Annotated in this window: 18 protein-coding genes and 2 tRNA genes; 13 read left to right on the top strand and 7 right to left on the bottom strand. The window is 44.0% G+C overall.

What is annotated here, in order from left to right:
- Window positions 1-39 precede the first annotated feature (39 nt).
- Together yejB and AXE82_RS02850 are read left to right on the top strand one after the other, a co-directional pair.
- The gene (gene yejB, locus AXE82_RS02855; RefSeq protein WP_062331194.1) at window positions 40-1089 is read left to right on the top strand and encodes a microcin C ABC transporter permease YejB; all 1050 of its coding nucleotides are present in this window, start codon (window positions 40-42) and stop codon (window positions 1087-1089) included.
- Window positions 1089-2111 (top strand): ABC transporter permease, encoded by a 1023-nt coding sequence (locus AXE82_RS02850; protein ID WP_062331191.1) that lies wholly within the window; start codon window positions 1089-1091, stop codon window positions 2109-2111. Before yejB ends, AXE82_RS02850 begins: the two co-directional genes overlap by 1 nt.
- Before the next feature lies 1 nt (window position 2112).
- Here AXE82_RS02850 and vapC read toward each other — a convergent pair whose 3' ends face one another.
- Entirely contained in the window at window positions 2113-2523 is a 411-nt protein-coding gene (vapC, locus tag AXE82_RS02845; RefSeq protein ID WP_172460489.1) for a type II toxin-antitoxin system VapC family toxin, read from the bottom strand.
- On the bottom strand, window positions 2520-2723 hold the full coding sequence (locus AXE82_RS02840; protein WP_040403039.1) for a type II toxin-antitoxin system VapB family antitoxin: 204 nt from the start codon (window positions 2721-2723) through the stop codon (window positions 2520-2522). Before AXE82_RS02840 ends, vapC begins: the two co-directional genes overlap by 4 nt.
- A gap of 70 nt (window positions 2724-2793) precedes the next feature.
- On the opposite strand from AXE82_RS02840, the gene AXE82_RS02835 reads away from it, so the two are divergent.
- The 5 genes from AXE82_RS02835 (at window position 2794) to tfpB (ending at window position 7988) form a co-directional block, all read left to right on the top strand.
- A complete protein-coding gene (locus AXE82_RS02835; protein WP_062331187.1) occupies window positions 2794-3576 on the top strand; it encodes a hypothetical protein in 783 nt (260 codons plus the stop codon).
- Between the two features lie 77 nt (window positions 3577-3653).
- Window positions 3654-3809, top strand: coding sequence for a hypothetical protein (locus AXE82_RS12185; RefSeq protein ID WP_167541433.1), 156 nt, complete (start codon window positions 3654-3656; stop codon window positions 3807-3809).
- 17 nt (window positions 3810-3826) lie between these two features.
- Window positions 3827-4195, top strand: a complete 369-nt coding sequence (locus tag AXE82_RS02830) for a type II toxin-antitoxin system death-on-curing family toxin (protein WP_062331185.1) — start codon at window positions 3827-3829, stop codon at window positions 4193-4195.
- Window positions 4192-5835 carry an ATP-binding cassette domain-containing protein gene (locus AXE82_RS02825; protein WP_062331182.1) on the top strand — a complete coding sequence of 548 codons (1644 nt, stop codon included), beginning with the start codon at window positions 4192-4194 and terminating at the stop codon, window positions 5833-5835. The genes AXE82_RS02830 and AXE82_RS02825 overlap by 4 nt, the downstream gene beginning before the upstream one ends.
- 380 nt (window positions 5836-6215) lie before the next feature.
- Window positions 6216-7988 carry a type IV pilus assembly ATPase TfpB gene (gene tfpB, locus AXE82_RS02815; RefSeq protein ID WP_007114946.1) on the top strand — a complete coding sequence of 591 codons (1773 nt, stop codon included), beginning with the start codon at window positions 6216-6218 and terminating at the stop codon, window positions 7986-7988.
- Between the two features lie 91 nt (window positions 7989-8079).
- Here the strand turns inward: tfpB and AXE82_RS02810 are convergent.
- Together AXE82_RS02810 and AXE82_RS02805 are read right to left on the bottom strand one after the other, a co-directional pair.
- Window positions 8080-8166, bottom strand: a tRNA-Leu gene (locus tag AXE82_RS02810).
- Between the two features lie 178 nt (window positions 8167-8344).
- Window positions 8345-8418, bottom strand: a tRNA-Cys gene (locus tag AXE82_RS02805).
- Window positions 8419-8641: 223 nt separating this feature from the next.
- On the opposite strand from AXE82_RS02805, the gene folD reads away from it, so the two are divergent.
- The 6 genes from folD to AXE82_RS02775 all read left to right on the top strand — a co-directional run bounded on the left by folD (window position 8642) and on the right by AXE82_RS02775 (window position 16285).
- On the top strand, window positions 8642-9511 hold the full coding sequence (gene folD / locus AXE82_RS02800; RefSeq protein WP_036589930.1) for a bifunctional methylenetetrahydrofolate dehydrogenase/methenyltetrahydrofolate cyclohydrolase FolD: 870 nt from the start codon (window positions 8642-8644) through the stop codon (window positions 9509-9511).
- A 177-nt stretch (window positions 9512-9688) separates the two neighbouring features.
- The gene (locus AXE82_RS02795) at window positions 9689-10372 is read left to right on the top strand and encodes a class I SAM-dependent methyltransferase (RefSeq protein WP_062334721.1); all 684 of its coding nucleotides are present in this window, start codon (window positions 9689-9691) and stop codon (window positions 10370-10372) included.
- 268 nt (window positions 10373-10640) lie between these two features.
- Window positions 10641-11798 (top strand): beta-ketoacyl-ACP synthase III, encoded by a 1158-nt coding sequence (locus tag AXE82_RS02790; protein WP_062331175.1) that lies wholly within the window; start codon window positions 10641-10643, stop codon window positions 11796-11798.
- A gap of 145 nt (window positions 11799-11943) precedes the next feature.
- A complete protein-coding gene (gene prfA / locus AXE82_RS02785; protein ID WP_062331172.1) occupies window positions 11944-13038 on the top strand; it encodes a peptide chain release factor 1 in 1095 nt (364 codons plus the stop codon).
- A gap of 96 nt (window positions 13039-13134) precedes the next feature.
- A complete protein-coding gene (gene lysS / locus AXE82_RS02780) occupies window positions 13135-14682 on the top strand; it encodes a lysine--tRNA ligase (protein WP_062331169.1) in 1548 nt (515 codons plus the stop codon).
- A 250-nt stretch (window positions 14683-14932) separates the two neighbouring features.
- The gene (locus AXE82_RS02775) at window positions 14933-16285 is read left to right on the top strand and encodes a S1C family serine protease (protein WP_197931412.1); all 1353 of its coding nucleotides are present in this window, start codon (window positions 14933-14935) and stop codon (window positions 16283-16285) included.
- Between the two features lie 76 nt (window positions 16286-16361).
- Here the strand turns inward: AXE82_RS02775 and AXE82_RS02770 are convergent, their stop codons facing one another.
- The 3 genes from AXE82_RS02770 to grxC form a co-directional block, all read right to left on the bottom strand.
- Window positions 16362-17159 carry a pteridine reductase gene (locus AXE82_RS02770; RefSeq protein WP_228140539.1) on the bottom strand — a complete coding sequence of 266 codons (798 nt, stop codon included), beginning with the start codon at window positions 17157-17159 and terminating at the stop codon, window positions 16362-16364.
- Window positions 17160-17484: 325 nt separating this feature from the next.
- The gene (gene secB, locus AXE82_RS02765; protein ID WP_050325070.1) at window positions 17485-17916 is read right to left on the bottom strand and encodes a protein-export chaperone SecB; all 432 of its coding nucleotides are present in this window, start codon (window positions 17914-17916) and stop codon (window positions 17485-17487) included.
- A 141-nt stretch (window positions 17917-18057) separates the two neighbouring features.
- Complete coding sequence (gene grxC / locus AXE82_RS02760) at window positions 18058-18318, bottom strand: glutaredoxin 3 (RefSeq protein ID WP_062331166.1); 261 nt, start codon at window positions 18316-18318, stop codon at window positions 18058-18060.
- Between the last annotated feature and the right edge of the window lie 19 nt (window positions 18319-18337).

Below are 18337 nucleotides of genomic sequence, written 5' to 3'. Positions count from 1 at the left end.
GTTAAGGCTAATAATGAGGGAAAACAATGAGGGAAAACCATGGGCAAATATATTGTTAAACGGCTGTTATTAATCATCCCCACCTTGTTTTTGATTCTACTCACCAATTTTATCATTGTACAAGCCGCTCCCGGAGGTCCTGTCGAGCAAAAAATATCCCAAATTGAAGCAGAACAAAAACAGGGCGCCACCCAAACCCAGCTGTCAACGACCACTTATCAAGGCAGTCGCGGTTTATCGCCAGACATGGTCGAGGCTATCAAAAAACAATACGGCTTTGATAAATCCGCGCCCGAGCGATTTTGGCTGATGCTGAAAAGCTATGCCAAGGGCGATTTTGGTACCTCGTTTTTTAAAGGCAAACCTGTGTCACAGCTGATTTTGGATAAAATGCCCGTGTCGATTTCGCTAGGGCTTTGGAGTACGCTACTGATTTATTTAATCGCTGTGCCGCTTGGGATTGCCAAAGCCAGACGCCATAATTCACTGATGGATAAAACCACCGCGTTGCTGCTTGCGGTGAGTTATGCCGTGCCTGTGTATGTGCTTGCGGTAGTGTTACTGGTGATGTTGGCAGGGGGGAGTTATTGGCAAATTTTTCCGCTACAAGGCTTGGTGAGTGAGAATTTTGATAAACTGTCCACGTTTGGCAAAATCAAAGATTATTTTTGGCATTTGGCATTACCCATCACCGCAAGCACGATTGGCGGGTTTGCAGGTCTTGCGTATTTGACCAAGTTTAGTTTTATGGAAGAGCTCAACAAACAATACGTGCTGACGGCTCGCAGTAAAGGGTTAAGCGAAAAAAAAGTGCTATACGGTCATGTATTTCGCAATGCGATGATGATTATTATTGCAGGCTTGCCGTCGGCGATTGTAGGAATATTTTTTACCGGCAATTTTTTGATTGAAGTAATTTTTAACTTGGATGGTTTGGGACGACTGGGGTTCGAAGCGATTGGGCAACGCGATTATCCGGTGATTTTTGGCACGTTGTTTATTTTTACCTTGATGGGGCTGATTTTGCAGTTGATAAGTGATGTAACTTATCATCTCATTGATCCCCGTATTGATTTTGAGGGTCGCTAATGCTGATAAAACATCCTGTTTGGCAAGCCCGCATTCACCGCTTTCGGCGTAATCGGTTGGGATTTTTTTCGCTCATCATGTTTAGCCTGATTTTCCTTGCCTGTATGGGGGCAAACCTTATCGCCAATGACAAGCCCATACTGGTCAATTACCAAAATCACTGGTATTTTCCCATCGTCAAGTCTTACCCCGAAACCACCTTTGGCGGGGTGTTTGAGACCGAAACCAATTACCAAGACCCTGTGGTCAAAAACCTAATCAACCAACATGGCTACATGATTGAGCCTATGATACCGTTTGCTGACCAAACCCCAAGTGTGAGTCGTGATGTGCCGTTTCCTGCGCCGCCAAATAGCGAGAACTGGCTCGGCACAGACGACCAAGGTCGAGATGTGCTGGCAAGGGTATTGTATGGCTTGCGTGTATCGCTATTATTTGGGTTGGCGTTGACGGTGGCAGGGTCAATCATTGGCATTGCGGTGGGGGCGGTGCAAGGGTATTTTGGCGGCTGGACGGATTTGGTGGGTCAGCGGTTGATGGAAGTGTGGGGTGGTCTACCACAGCTATTTATGATTATTATTTTGGTCAGTCTGTTTAGCCCAAGTGTGTTTGTGTTGTTTGGGCTGATGCTGCTGTTTGGCTGGATGGGGCTCGTTGGTCTGGTGCGTGCCGAGTTTTTGCGAGCGAGAAATTTTGATTATGTACGCTCGGCAAAGGCGATGGGGGTGTCAGATGCCAAGATTATGTTTCGCCATATTTTGCCCAATGCGATGTCGTCGAGTCTGTCGCAGTTGCCGTTTATTTTGACCGCCAATATCACGGCACTCACCACGCTTGATTATTTGGGCTATGGCTTGCCTGCGGGGTCACCGTCTTTGGGGGAGCTAATCTCACAGGGAAAAGATAATTTGGATTCACCGTGGCTGGCTTTGGCAGGGTTTTTTAGTTTGACGATTGTGTTGTCGCTGCTGATTTTTATTGGGGAAGCGCTGCGAGATGCATTTGACCCACGGCAGTCTTGAATTAACTAAAACTCAATGCAGAAATCAACCCAAAATGCTGAGTAAACGGCATAAAATCTCTATCGCAAAATAACAGGGGTAATTGATGTTCAACGCAAAAACTAGCAATCATCACATCATTGGCTTTACGAATGGTAATGCCTTGCTTGCGTAATTGGCGGTAATAATCAGCGTATTTAATCGCATTTTGTTGGTTTAAAATATCGTAACATAATAAACTATCAAGGGCATTTTTGGCTTGATTGTAGTCTGTATCAAGGCGAAAACCTTGCAAGATTTCCATCAAAATCACATCAAAAATCGCTACATTACTTGCCTCAAGTTGCGTGTCCAAAAAATCGGTGTGGGGTGTTGAATGACCGTTAAAATAGTCTATCCAAACGCTAGTATCAGCGATGATAGGCAAGTTCACGCTTCAACACCGGTTTTACGCATCTCGGCTAAGTCGCCTTCCCAGTGCAGTTTGCCCCGTAAGTCACGGATTTTTTGTTGTTGGCTTTTTTGCAAGAGTAGCTTTAGCCCTTGTTCGACGGCTTCTTTTTTAGTTTTAATGCCTGTGGCTTGTAGGGTCTGTTGCATTAGATTGTCATCTATTATGATGTTAGTTCGCATATCATTTCGCCTTTGTGTATGATTCTTTGATATTATACACATGATACGTTACTTCGAAAAGGATAATAAGATGAGTTCGGGTTTTGTGGCGGGGACGCTCGTGCATACGGATAAAGGGTTAGTTCCCATTCAAAATTTAAAAGTTGGCGACTTAGTGTTATCAAAAAATGAGTTTGATGGTACAAAGAGTTTTAAACCTGTTGAAAATATTTTTCGATATGAACAAGAAGAAATTTTTGTCTTAAGATTTATTGATAATTTTATTGAACCTGATGAAAATGATTTTTTTACACCAGTTATGAATCTTCCAAATCAAAAGCCTTCCAAAATTCACTTGGAATTTTCAGCACCGAACCAAAAAATTTGGGTTAATGAAAATAAAGAACAAGAGATTTCTCAAGGTTGGCGGTCTGTTATTAAAATGACTGGTCGTGAGCAATTTTATTTTAAAGATAATGAAGAACTTGGGGGCGTTATTTCGGTTAATAATTTATGTAGAACCCATATTCAAGATGTGTTTTATTTTGATTCTAACGGTGATTACCTTCCTTTTGTCATAGATTTAAGAAATCAAAAAATTATTATTTATTATGTTGCTCACTTAGTTTTAGATGCTTATCACAATCAATTTAACGCTGAACAACATTTGCCAATGGCAGAAAATATAGTGATTGGTGATTTGGATAAACATCATGTTTTAAATGAAATTATGAATTTAATAAAAAATCCTTCCTGTGATAATTTTGCAAAAAAGGAAATTTATTCTTTAGAAATAGCAGAAAATAACAATTATTTTGTAGGCAATTTAGGTATTTTAGTCGGCGATTCAACTATTCAAGGGACAATTGAATAACTGAATTGCTAAAAGTCGAAAACTTAACCATCAAATCCGCCAATCGAATTTAACTTTAAAAAAAAAGGAAAAAAACCATGTCAAACCAAACCACCCAAACCAATCCCAAAACCAACGTTCAGCCCGTCGCAATGGATTTAAAAGGCGACGCAGGCAAGCGAGTGATACTCAACACCGCCAAACGTATCATGAAAACTCATGCCAAAGAAATTAAAGCCTTAGCCGATAAGTAAAAGTGAATAAATAAACCATGATAGACGTTGATTTTGTGATTGCCATTCATGATGAAATATTGGCACAAGAAAAAGGCTTAAAAGGCTATACCAATCATCAAGCCTTAGCCAGTAGCCTTGAACGTATCGACAATCAAATGTTGTATGACCCACTAGGCAATATTTTTGAAATTGCCAGTTTTTATGCGGTGGCGATTGCCAAAGCCCACGCCTTTGCCGATGGGAATAAACGTACGGCGATGGTCGTCATGCTCAGTTATTTGGCGATTCAAGGCGTGGATATTCAAGCGGATAATGGTTTAGATGATGTCATGGTCGCTGTGGCAAGTGGGGAAATTGGGCGAGAGCAATTGGCTCAAATATTGATGGAAAATATTCAAGAATGAGCGAATTGCTAACAGTCGAAAACCTAACAATAAAATCCGCCAATCAAACTTTGGTAGAAAATTTATCCTACACGCTCCACACAGGCGAAACGCTCGCCATTGTTGGCGAATCTGGCTCTGGCAAATCCATATCAAGCCTCGCTTTACTCGGACTGCTGCCAACTAGCCTAAGTATCACAGGACAAGCCAGTTTAACAGATAGCCAAAGTGACAAAACCATCAACTTACCCATTGAAAATAGCCTAAGCACCTATTCCAAAAGCAGAAAGCAAAACCAAAACATTTTTCGCCAAATCCGTGGCAAACGCATCGGCATGATTTTTCAAGAACCGATGACCGCCTTAAACCCCTTGCACACGGTGGGCAAACAAATCGCCGAATCGTTAAGTCTAGCTGGCGTGGCAAAAAAACACTGGCGACAGCGTACCATCGACCTACTTTCCCAAGTCAATATTGACAACCCTGAAAGCAAACTTGCCCGCTATCCGCACGAGCTATCGGGTGGGCAACGACAGCGTATCATGATAGCGATGGCACTCGCGCAAGACCCTGATATTATTATCGCAGACGAGCCAACCACCGCCCTAGATGTGACTTTACGCCATGAGATTTTGGGGTTATTGCATCGGCTAAAACACCAGCGCGGCATGGCGATGATTTTGATTAGCCATGATTTAAACCTTGTCAAACGCTACAGCGACAACCTCATCGTCATGCAGCAAGGCAAGGTCATGGAGCAGGGGGCGACCCAAGCAATTTTTGACCATCCGCAGCACAGTTATACTCGCTCATTGATTTATCAAGATTTTGGACAAAGTTTGCCCATCATTGACAATTCACCCAGTGTTTTGGAAGTTAAAGGGTTAACCATTGCTTTCCCCAAAAAAAACAATATATTGGGTAAAACCACCCAATGGTTTGAGGCGGTCAAAGGGTTAAACTTGACCCTTAATCAAGGGCAATCCTTGGGTATAGTGGGCGAGTCTGGGTCTGGCAAAACCACCACGGCTTTGGCACTCATCAAATTATTGGCGAATGCCGCCAAAGTGCAAGGTCAGATTTTGCTGTCAGCCAATGCTCACATGACGGACGTTTTAGCGTTGTCGAATAAAGCCTTTTTGCCGTATCGCTCGGATATTCAAATGGTATTTCAAGACCCGTATGCCAGTATCAATCCACGGTTTAGTGTGTTTGAGATAATTGAAGAAGGGCTAAGTATTCAAGGTATGGCAAAAACCGAGCGTGAAAAAGCCGTGTTAGCGGCCTTAGATACAGTGCGGTTGCCACGAGATTTTGTCAGCCGTTATCCGCATGAGCTTTCAGGCGGTCAGCGTCAGCGGGTGGCACTTGCGCGGGCATTGGTAATGAAGCCCAAAATTTTGTTACTCGATGAGCCCACATCGGCGCTTGATAGCAGCACCCAAGTGGCAATGGTCGAGTTATTGCGAGATATTCAAGCAAAATTTGGCTTAAGCTATATTTTTATCAGCCATGATTTGCAGGTGGTTAAGGCATTGTGTCAAACGATACTGGTATTGAAAAATGGCGAAACACAAGCGTATGATACGACAGACAATATCTTCAGCCAACCACAAAATCCCTATGTGACTGCCCTAATTGCGCACAGCAGTGAAAACTAGCGGGTTTGCTGTCAAAACATTAGAAAGTTAACAATTATCGTGAATCACGTTGTGACGTAAGTTTGCTTGGTTATAGCCAATTTGCCATAGTCATTTAATCCTAGTGATTTTATTACAAGCACTTATATAGCTACTTGATTACATGCATTTGATTACAGCCCCTTGAGCAATTGTTAAAAGTTAACCATGCCAAATTCCATCATTACCGAAGACAAAAAACCACAGCATGACCAATTTGTCGATATAGGTTGCCAAGCCATACCGATGGGTAGCGTGGTGATTTATTTCACTCATTTTTATGATAATTTTAATCCTTTAACCCGATTGTCCCTAATTGACCCTAATTGCTATTCTATTGGCGCAATCGTTTTGGAAACCCTATGCTCTCCAATGCTTTTTCAATGATAATTGATACCCGTTGGTGTCTTGATGAACTGCTAAAAGATGGCATCATTGACCAACGTGATTATAATTTGGTGATGACCCATAACCGCAAAACCTTGCATCCCCTGCAAGTGATTGCAGGCTTTCATCTAGTCGATAAAACCACGCACATCGCGCTCAGTCTTGACCAGCTCAATCGCTGGTTGGCACAAAAAGCAGGCGTTGATTATGTACGTATTGACCCGCTGAAAACCGATGTGCCCTCAGTGACATCAATTATGTCATTTGAATATGCGCGCTCGCAGCACATTTTGCCAGTCGCCGTCACCCAAGATACGGTGGAAATCGGTACTGACCAGCCATTTTATCAAGATTGGCAGCTCAATATTGCGCATATCGTGTCGCCCAAAAAAATCAAAACCGTATTAATCAGTCCCGAGCAAATCAACCGCTATCGCCAAGAATTTTATCAAGTCACCAAAGCCATTGCCGGGGCAAACCATCAGCAAAAACGCGCGGATGCCGATATCACCAATGTCGAAGCATTATTACAACTGGGCAATGCCGCCAATATTGAAAACCCCGATGCCAATGACCAACACATTGTCAAAATTGTCGATTGGTTATTACAGTACGCCTTTGACCAGCGTGCCAGTGATATTCACTTAGAGCCGCGCCGAGATAAAAGCAACGTGCGTTTTCGTATCGATGGTATTTTGCATACCGTTTATCAAATGCCGACTGGGATTATGACCGCGGTAGTGGCTCGGATAAAAATTTTAGCAAGACTCAATGTCGCTGAAAAACGTAAACCGCAAGACGGACGGCTCAAAACCCGTACCCCCAAAGGTCAAGAAACCGAGCTGCGGTTATCGACGCTCCCCACTGCGTTTGGCGAAAAATTGGTGATGCGGGTATTTGACCCAGAAGTACTGGTGCGCTCTTTTGAACAGTTGGGGCTCACAGGGCGGGATTTGCAAAAATGGGATGACATGACCCGTAAAGCCAATGGTATTATTTTGGTCACAGGTCCGACAGGCTCGGGTAAAACCACGACGCTGTACAGTACCCTCAAAAAACTGGCGACAGAAGAAGTCAATGTCTGTACCATCGAAGACCCCATTGAGATGGTGGAGCCGTCATTTAACCAAATGCAAATTCAAAATAACATTGATTTGACCTTTGCTGACGGTATTCGCTCGTTGATGCGTCAAGACCCCGATATCATCATGATTGGCGAGATTCGCGATACCGAAACCGCAGAAATGGCAGTACAAGCATCGCTGACTGGGCACTTGGTGTTATCGACTTTACATACCAATGATGCACCCAGTTCGTTAACAAGGCTGCATGATTTGGGCGTGGCGCCGTTTTTAACCTCAGCGACCATCTTGGGCATCATGGCACAGCGTTTGGTGCGTACCCTTTGCCCACATTGTAAATCCAATAAGCCCATGAATGACATTGAGCAGCAGACATGGCAGGCGTTAGTCAGTCCTTGGAAAGCCGCCGCCCCAGATACCATCAATCATGCCGTTGGCTGTGAACACTGCCGTAACACTGGCTATCTTGGGCGAGTGGGATTGTATGAAATCATGGTGCTCAGTAATGCGCTTAAAAAATTGATTAGCGAAGGCGCTGACTTGTCGCAAATCGCGCAAAAAGCCTATCAAGATGGGTTGCAACCGTTAAGACTGGCAGGGGCAAAAAAGATTGCCGAAGGGGTGACGACGTTTGAAGAAGTGATGAGAGTGGTGCCATTAACTTAGGCAGCTAACCATTATTTGAAAGACAAAAAGTAAAAGTTAAAAAATAGCCGGCAACAAAAAAGCCTAAACGTAAAAGTTTAGGCTTAATCAATGGTGCCCGGGGCCGGACTTGAACCGGCACGCTCGTAAGAGCGAGGGATTTTAAATCCCTTGTGTCTACCAATTTCACCACCCGGGCAGGGTAGTCACAGCACTGACGCTTGGCGTCGTGTGGTGTCTGTGTCAGAAGTGGGTGCTATTATAATCAGTTTTGTTAACTTTGCAAGCAATTTTTTACGATATTTTTTCGCGTTTATTGCTGACTCATAATAACAAAACACCCATAATAATAAAACAATAGTACCGCAAAATGAAAATGGAGGCTGAGGCCGGAATCGAACCGGCGTCCGCGGATTTGCAATCCGATGCATGGCCACTGTGCTACCCAGCCATTTCATTTAGGTTTGCTATGATAGCAAAAATTTTTAAAAGTGCAAGGACTTTTTTAGCCATTTGAGCAATGTAATGAAGGATTGTGAAGGGTATTAGAGCGCTAAATTAGCGGTTAAACATTTTCAATGGATGTTATCACACCGCAAAATCGGTTAAAATAACGCAAATTTTTTGCTAACCAACTTTTTGTTGACCGATTCGTTATTGATTGAGGAACCACCATGACTGCGACAGTGTTAGATGGCAAAGCGTATGCCAAACAAATGGAAGCTGAACTTGCCGAGCGGGTTGCCAAGTTAAAACAAGACTCTGGACGCACGCCGATTTTGGCAACGATTTTGGTGGGTGATGATCCTGCCTCTGCAACTTATGTCAAAATGAAGGGCAATGCCTGTCAACGTGTGGGTATGGATTCTTTAAAAGTTGCCATGCCACAAGCCACCACCACCGAGCAACTATTGGCAAAAATTGCCGAGCTTAACAACAATCCAGACGTGCATGGGATTTTGCTACAACACCCTGTGCCCAGCCAAATTGATGAGCGTGCCTGTTTTGATGCCATTGCACTGGCAAAAGATGTGGATGGCGTGACTTGTTTAGGGTTTGGCAATATGGCGATGGGTGAGCCTGCGTATGGTTCTTGCACCCCGCAAGGTATTATGTATTTATTAGAGAAAAACGGCGTTGAGCTTGCTGGTAAGCATGCGGTGGTCGTAGGTCGTAGCGCGATTTTGGGTAAACCGATGGCGATGATGCTATTAAACGCCAACTGTACCGTGACCATTTGCCACTCACGTACCCAGAATTTGGCAGAATTGGTCAAACAAGCGGATATCGTGGTGGGTGCTGTGGGCAAACCAGAACTTATCAAAAAAGATTGGATTAAATCGGGCGCTGTTGTGGTCGATGCAGGGTTTCATCCGCGTACCCATGCGGATGGTACGAGCGGTGGCGTGGGTGATATTGAGCTGACAGGTATCGAAGCTATTGCCTCAAGCTATACCCCAGTGCCCGGTGGCGTAGGTCCAATGACCATCAATACACTCATCCGTCAAACGGTAGAAGCGGCAGAAAAAGCAGCAGCAAAATAATGGGTTTGAATTAAAAAAGGAAGTGTTTAAAGCTTCCTTTTTTTGTGCATTTTTTTTGTATTCATTTTTTCACTATGACTCATGACTGGAAATCTTTACGTGACTGATGCTGAAACTTCCGCTTATAAAACGTCCCCCTATAAAACTTCAACGCCATCAAATGCTTCTGACGCGTCAATCGTTTTTCATCGACTGATTACCGCATTGCAGCAAGTGTTGCCTAGCGCTAATCTTGCCAAGACATATGTGCCGTTACTATCTAAGCCGAATCAACCTTTTTATTTATGGCTCATTGATGCAGATTTTTGTCATGAAGATTTGACGCCAACGGTGATAGAAAATCTGTGGAATAATTGTCCATATTGGGTGTTTGCATGGGCGTCAGGGCAAGTGTTGGCGCAGTATATTTTGCAGCAGCCACAGATGGTGCGCAATAAAGTGGTGATGGATTTTGGCGCAGGGTCGGGGATTGTCGGTATTGCCGCAAAAATGGCCGGTGCCAAACGAGTCATTTGCTGTGATATCGATAGCGTGAGCCTAACTAGCTGCCAAGCCAATGCGCAATTAAATGGGGTAACGGCTGAGCTGCTAGATAATTTATTCGAGTTAAAACAGCAATTTGGCATGGATAAAGTCGATGTGCTGTTGGTCGCGGATGTGCTGTATGACAAAGCCAATTTGCCATTATTAGATGTGTTCTTACAATACGCGCATGAGGTTTGGGTGGCTGATAGCCGCGTCAAAAATTTTGCTCACCCGCGCTACCACAAGGTAACGACGTTGGATAATACAACCACTTTGCCTGATATGGATGAAGCCAAGCAGTTTAACCAAGTAGTGCTTTATCGCAGCACCGATTGACTTAGACAGTAGCAGGGGAACAGTAATATGGGTGGTATATGCTCGCAAAAAACCCTCGCCTTTGTTTTCTGTATTTTTAAGGCTATGAAATAATTTGTAACATAGTTATCGCATTATCGCTATTTTCAAGGCATAATAAGCCACACCCCTATTTTTAATCGTCTGTTTGTTCAATACCATCCCTGATGGCATGCAGCGCAGCATCGTTATTGATGACAACAGCTAGATGATTACCTTGCCGTTTTACCTTTAGAAAAGGAATCCTAATATGAGTATTTGTATCACTGCCACAGGATTATATACCCCGCCTTACAGCATCAGTAACGAAGAGTTGGTCGCGACTTTTAACCAATACGTTGATAACTATAATGCCAAAAATGCTGATGCCATCGCCCGTGGTGAGAAGACGGCACTGGTGCATTCGACGGCCGAATTTATCGAAAAAGCCTCGGGTATCAAATCCCGCTATGTGATGGAAAAAGACGGCATTTTAAACCCAGATATCATGGCGCCTGTGATTCCTTATCGCAAGCTTGGTGAAGAGATGTCCATCATGGCAGAAATGGGAATAGATGCGCTCAAACAAGCACTGGACAATGCAGGTTTACAAGGTAACGACTTAGACGGTATTATTGTTGCTTGTTCAAACTTTCAGCGCGTGTATCCTGCCATCGCCATCGAAATTCAGCAATACATTGGTATGCAAGGCGGTTTTGGCTTTGATATGAACGTCGCCTGTAGCGCAGCAACCTTTGGTATCGCCCAAGCGGTCGGTCTGATCAAATCTGGCACCGCCAAACGTGTCGCCATGGTCAATATCGAAATCACCTCAGCGCACCTCAACTGGCGCAACCGTGACAGCCACTTTATCTTTGGGGATGTGGCAACCGCGACGATTATCGAAGAGATTGACGAAAAAACAGCCACACCCAAAGGCTATGAAATTTTAGATAGTCATCTGTTTACCCAGTTTTCAACCAACATTAAAAATGAATACGGCTTTTTGGATCGCAGTGAATTCTTAGCCGCTGGCACGCCGATGTATCCTGATATCGACGAGCCTGTGACCGACAAATTGTTCTTGCAAGAAGGTCGCAAAGTATTTCGTGAAGTGTGTCCTGCCGTGTCCAATTTAATCCTTGAACTACTCCATAAAAACCACATCGAGCCACAACGCCTCAAAAAAATGTGGCTGCACCAAGCTAATGCCAACATGATTGATTTGATTTTACGCACCGTGTTGGGCAAAGAAGCAGATAAATCGATTGCGCCCATGGTACTGGCAGAATATGCTAATACCAGCTCAGCCAGTCCTATGATTGTGTTTCACAAGCACCAAGAAAATATGCAGTCAGGTGATTTGGGTGTGATTTGCTCGTTTGGCGCAGGTTACTCAATCGGGGGTGTGTTGGTCAAAAAAGTCTAAGCTTTTTATTGCCTCTCACGAAACCCATGCAAATCCCCCCAAAATGTGGCAAAATATCCGATTATTTTGCCATTTTTATTTTTAAGCGCACATTGCGCCAAAACTTTTAAGCCCTAAATTAAGCCAAAACTTTTAAGCTATCATTATGAAAGAATCTTTACGTTTTCGCCTTGACCAAATGTCTGACCGTTTCGAAGAAGTCACCGCCATGCTGTCTGAGCCAGAAACCATGAATGACAACAAAAAATTCCGTGAATTATCGGTTGAGCACAGTGATTTATCCGCATTGGTCGATGTCTGGGGCAAATACCGCCAAGCGGAAGAAGATTTGGCAACCGCTGAAGAAATGCTGTCAGATTCAACGGGTGATGGCGACATGAAAGAAATGGCGCAAGAAGAAATCCAAGCTGCCAAAGATACCATCAATGAGCTTGAAGACGTGCTTAATGTGATGATGCTGCCTAAAGACCCGAATGATAAAGTGCCTGCCTTCTTAGAGATTCGAGCTGGGACGGGCGGCGATGAAGCGGCAATTTTTGCCGGTGACTTATTTCGTATGTATGAGCGTTATGCCCAAGCCCAAGGCTGGCAAGTCGAAGTACTGTCAATGAATGAGGGCGAGCATGGCGGCTATAAAGAAATCATCAGCCGCGTATCGGGCATGGGTGTGTATGGTCGTTTAAAATTTGAGTCGGGCGCACACCGGGTGCAACGGGTGCCAGAGACTGAAAGCCAAGGACGGGTGCATACTTCGGCTTGCACGGTTGCGGTGATGCCAGAGGTTGAAATTGATGATACCGTAGATATCAACCCTGCCGACTTGCGTATCGATACTTATCGTGCCAGTGGGGCAGGTGGTCAGCATATCAATAAAACCGACTCTGCGGTGCGGATTACCCATATTCCAACAGGCACAGTGGTCGAGTGTCAGCAAGAGCGTAGCCAACACGCCAACCGCGATAAAGCCATGAAAATGTTGGTATCCAAAATTCAGCAAGAAAAAGTACAAAAACAAATCGATGCGTCAAGTGATATGCGTCGAAATTTGGTCGGTAGTGGTGACCGCTCGGAGCGCATTCGCACTTATAATTTTCCCCAAGGGCGGATGACCGACCACCGTATTAATTTAACCTTGTACAAACTCGATGCCATTATGCAGGGTGACTTAGATGAGTTGCTTGATAGCCTATTGCGTGAGCACCAAGCCGATTTGATGGCATCGGTGAGCGGGGAAGAATAACGGGTATGTTGGATTAATAGGATAAAAATTTATTTTTACCATTTGGCATAAAAATTTTAACTTTTGATAGTGTAACTAAAATTGTGGGAAAACATCATGTCACAGCAAAACCAAACTGAAAATGCAGCAACCGAAGCGCATTTGGAAGACAGCCAAGACGTTAACGAACTTATCAAACAACGTCACAGCAAATTAGATTTAATCAAACAAGCAGGCAAAAACCCTTACCCAAACCAATTCAAACGCAAAGATTACGCCCAAGACTTGCAGCAGCAATTTGCCGATAAAGACAAAGAAACATTGGCAAATAGCGATAAAGTCATGGTGACTGTCGCCGGTCGTATCATGCTCAAACGGGTGATGGGTAAAGCCAGCTTTGTCACCATTGCCGACATGACAGGGCGTATTCAAGCCTATGTCAGTAAAAACGACTTGGGCGAAGAGATTTATAATGACTTTAAAACATGGGATATCGGTGACATTATTGGTGTGACAGGTTATGTATTTCGTACCAACACCGGTGAATTATCTGTGCATGCTACCGAAGTACAGTTATTGACCAAATCATTACGCCCCCTGCCAGACAAATTTCATGGGTTAAGCGATACTGAGGCTCGCTATCGTAGCCGTCATCTTGACCTGATGACCAATGAAGACAGCCGTAACGCCTTTATTATCCGTAGTAAAGTCATTGCTGGTATTCGTGAGTATATGCTAAATGAGCGTTACATGGAAGTCGAAACCCCGATGATGCACGTCATTCCAGGCGGTGCGGTGGCTCGTCCATTTGTCACCCATCACAATGCGCTTGATATGCCGCTTTTTTTACGCATTGCGCCAGAGTTATACTTAAAACGTCTAGTCGTGGGTGGTTTTGAGCGGGTGTTTGAGATTAACCGTAATTTTCGTAACGAAGGGGTATCGGCGCGTCACAACCCAGAATTTACCATGATTGAGTTTTATCAAGCCTATGCCGATTATGAAGATTTGATGAAACTGACCGAAAATATGTTTGAAAAACTGGCAAACGATATTTTAGGCACCACGGAGATTGACTATCAAGGTGAAGCAATTAGTTTTAAAGCGCCATTTGAACGCTTGCCAATGACCAAAGCGATTGAAAAATACGCGGATAATTTTGACATGAGCAAAATCGCAGACCGTGATTATCTAGCGGATTATGCCAAAAACGTACTCAAACAAGACGTTAAAGACATCTTTGGGATTGGTAAACTGCAAACCATTATCTTTGAAGAAACCGCAGAAACCAAACTGCGTCAGCCGACCTTCATCACAGAATATCCTGCCGAAACCTCACCGCTTGCACGTCGTAACGATGACAATAGCGAAATTACTGACCGTTTTGAGCTGTTTATCGGCGGGCGTGAGATTGCCAACGGCTTTAGCGAGCTCAATGACCCAATCGACCAAGCCGAGCGCTTTAAACAACAAGTGGCTGAGAAAGACGCAGGCGATGATGAAGCGATGCATTATGATGCAGAGTTTATCGAAGCATTGTCCTATGGCTTGCCACCGACGGCAGGCGAAGGCATCGGCATTGACCGTTTAGTGATGTTATTTACCAATGCACCGAGTATTCGTGATGTGATTTTGTTTCCGCATATGCGCCGTAAAGATATCTAAAAAATGCCAATACAGCGATAGCTTTGAAAGCCGCAGTCACAATAATGACTGCGGTTTTTTATGATAATGGAGCCCTCAATAAAGCCAGCCGTCATTGAAGATAGTAATGAAGACAGTAATATCAAAGATATCTTTTGAAACAAAACTAATAAAAAATCGGCTCAACTCACCAAATAATCAGTGTTAGACTAAACTGTATTTTTCGCTCAAACCCGTCTATTTTCTGACCTATCGTTGAGAAACGTTGACTATGACAGACCCCCGTTCAGACAAGCCTTTGCAAACCCCGCCCGTTTTGCCGCCTACGTATCGTAAACCTAACAAATTTACTCTAATACTACCATGGATTTTGTTACTACTAGTCCTGCTGGCGGGCTTGTGGATGATGACCAAGCCACAGCTGCCTTGGCAAAAAAATCAAGCGATGGTAGCCAGTCAGCCCAGTTGGCAGCCGCCGAAATCTGAGCCTGTCGATACCAAAAAACTCGGTGACAATCCAAATGCTGCGGTGGCATCTTATCACAATGCTGTCGCTGCCGCTGCCCAGTCAGTTGTCAATATCTATACCACGCAAAAAATCGAGGAGCATCCCTATATGAATGACCCGATGATGCGCCGCTATTTTGAATATCATGGTATCCCCAATGGCGAGAGCGATAATACTAATTTAGGCTCGGGTGTCATTATTTCGCAAGATGGCTATATCGTCACCAACTCGCATGTGATTTCCAAAGCCGATAATATTATCGTGATGCTCAATGATGGTCGCAAGGCAAGGGCAAAAGTCATCGGCAACGATGTGGAAAGTGATGTGGCGGTGATTAAGGTTGATTTGACAGGGCTAAAACCCTTAGGATTTCGTGAACAGTCGACCCAAGTGGGCGATGTGGTGTTGGCGATTGGCAACCCGTTTGGGGTCGGTCAAACCGTCACCCAAGGCATTATCTCGGCAACAGGGCGCACGGGACTGGGTATCAACACGGTGGAAGATTTTATCCAAACCGATGCCGCTATCAACCCCGGTAACTCAGGGGGTGCGCTGGTCGATGCTTATGGTCAGCTGGTTGGTATCAACACCGCGATTTTTTCACGCTCGGGCGGCTCGATGGGGATTGGATTTGCGATTCCTACCGAGATTGTTAAGCTTGTGATGAATGGCATTATTAAAGATGGTAAAGTGCGCCGCGGCTGGCTTGGGATTGAATTACAAAGTTCGATGAAAGACCCAACCAAACTCAGTGATGACACCCAAGGCGTTGAAGTGATGAACGTGATACCCGGTGGTCCTGCCGCCAAAGCGGGCTTGCAAAGAGGCGATATCATCACCGCCATGGATAATAAACCTGTCAATGATGCCAATACACTGATTCAAATGGTGGCGCGTAAAGCACCCAACAGTGTGGTTAATCTACAAGTGATGCGTAATAAAGCACAAAGCAGCGTGAATGTGACCCTAGGCGAAAGACAACCCCAAGAAGCTTTGACCGAGCTACCTATGTCACAAAACTTTGACCAAAACAATGATAGTGCTAATCAAAATGGCGCCAGCAATGAGGATGACATTCCAGCAGAATTAATGGAATTACTCAGAAAACAGCATTAAACGTTATTCAAAACTTCAAAAGTTTGCTGCGCTGCGGTTAGTCGGGTGCTTTACTTGCTTTGGCTACCTGCTGTTATTACCTGCTTTCACTACCCGCTAAGGTCAAACTACGACCGCCATCCACTGCAATAATCTGCCCTGTGATATACGGGGCAGCTGCCAAAAATACCGCTACTTGCGCGATATCTTGCGGTGTGCCAATTCTTTTTAACGGTACGGCATGGCAGATTTTTTCAATCGTCTCAGCGGTGAGGGCTTGCTCTGAGCCCTCTATGGGTAAAATGTTAATACCCGGCGCGATACCATTGACGCGGATATCGGGCGCTAGTTCGATTGCTAGTGACTGCACCATCATTTGGTGCGCGGCTTTTGCCATGTTATAGACTGTATAACCCCCAAATGGCTTGCCATTGGCGTGAATATCCAAAATGCTGATAATGCAGCCTTGCGATTTTTTTAGATAAGGGTATAAATATTGGCTGATAAATAACGGGGTTTGCGCATTGGTCAAAAATAAATTTTGCCAGTCTTGCTGGAAGATTTGACCAAAGGGCGTCGGGTAAAACCGTGAGGCATTATGAACCAGACAATCCAATCGACCAAAACTGTTGATTATGCGCCAAGTCAATTGTGGCAACGTTTCAAAATTCTCTAAATCCCCTTGTACGCTTTTTGCTGACTGGGGACGAATGGCATTACAGTAATCAACAAGTTCCATGGCTTCTGATTCACTGGTATGGTAATGGATGATGATATTATAATTGGCTTGGTGCAGTGCCAGCACAAGCGCCCGACCAATTCGTTTGGCGCCACCTGTGACACACGCCACGCGGTGATTGGATACTTCGCCCATCGCTGCTTGATTTAACATCATTTGCTACCTTATGCCTATTTGATTAAGCGGTTTGTGGTTTTAATCATTCATGCTTTAATCCATATGAGCCCAATTAGTTGGGATTGGAAAACCCCATGATTATCACACACCTTAAACGAGTGACACAACTTTATCAAGCGCTGCAGGATTATCAGCAAAGCCCCCATGCTTTTAGCCAAAGCATCACCAAATGGCGCACCAAGTCCTAACGATTTAGCTTAATTTCACATAAAAAAGTTCATATAAAAAAAGAGCAGGGGTTATCCTGCTCTTAATTTTTGACATTTAAAAATGAGTTAGCTTTAAATAGTTAACTTTAAAAAAATTAGTTACCTTGTTCAAGCGTTTGTTGATAGGCTTGGTCAAAATTGACAGGCGCAAGTAACAATTGTGGGAAACTACCACGGGTCACAATGTCACTGACCACTTCACGGGCATAAGGGAACAATACGTTTGGACAATAGGCACCTAAAATTGCGCCCAATTGTTCTTCAGGGATATTTTGCAACATAAAGATGCCTGCTTGGTGTACTTCTGCGATAAACGCGGTTTCACCACCGTTATTGGCAGTCACATTAACGGTCAATATCACTTGGTAATGGTCATCGTCCAATTTTTCAGCGGCACTTGATAGGTTGATATCAAGCTCTGGTTGCCATTCACGGGTAAATACCTCTGCACCCGGTACTTCTAATGACATATCTTTAACATAGATACGCTCTAGCGCCAGTTGTGGTAAGTTTTGTTCGTCTGCCATGGTAGTGTCCTCAGTTAACTGTTTTTACGTGGATGATAACAATATGACAGCTTTAACTTTTTCTAAAAAATAGTCTAAAAACTATCAACTGTATTTATAAAGGGTGTATTTTATTGAGTAAAGTTTTAATAAGTTAACGGGTTAATCCGCTAATAGACCATCAAGTTTGCCTTGACGCTCAAGGCTGGCAAGTTGGTCATAACCACCAATAAAATTATCGCCAATAAAAATTTGCGGTACTGTGCGGTAATTATTGGTTTTTTGCGCCAATGCCTGACGTTCCTCTGTGGTCACATCATACATGTTAACTTCTTCAAACGCTTGCCTTTTGTTTTTTAATAACATTTTAGCTTGCATACAGTAGGGGCAAGTCGGTGTGGTATAAATTTTCACCATAGCCATAACAATCTCCTTATGGTTG

Source organism: Moraxella osloensis (genome assembly GCF_001553955.1).
In the GTDB taxonomy this organism is placed as follows: Bacteria; Pseudomonadota; Gammaproteobacteria; order Pseudomonadales; family Moraxellaceae; genus Faucicola; species Faucicola osloensis.
The sequence above is the reverse complement of the archived record's forward strand: the minus strand, read 5'-3'. Positions and strand labels throughout refer to the sequence as shown.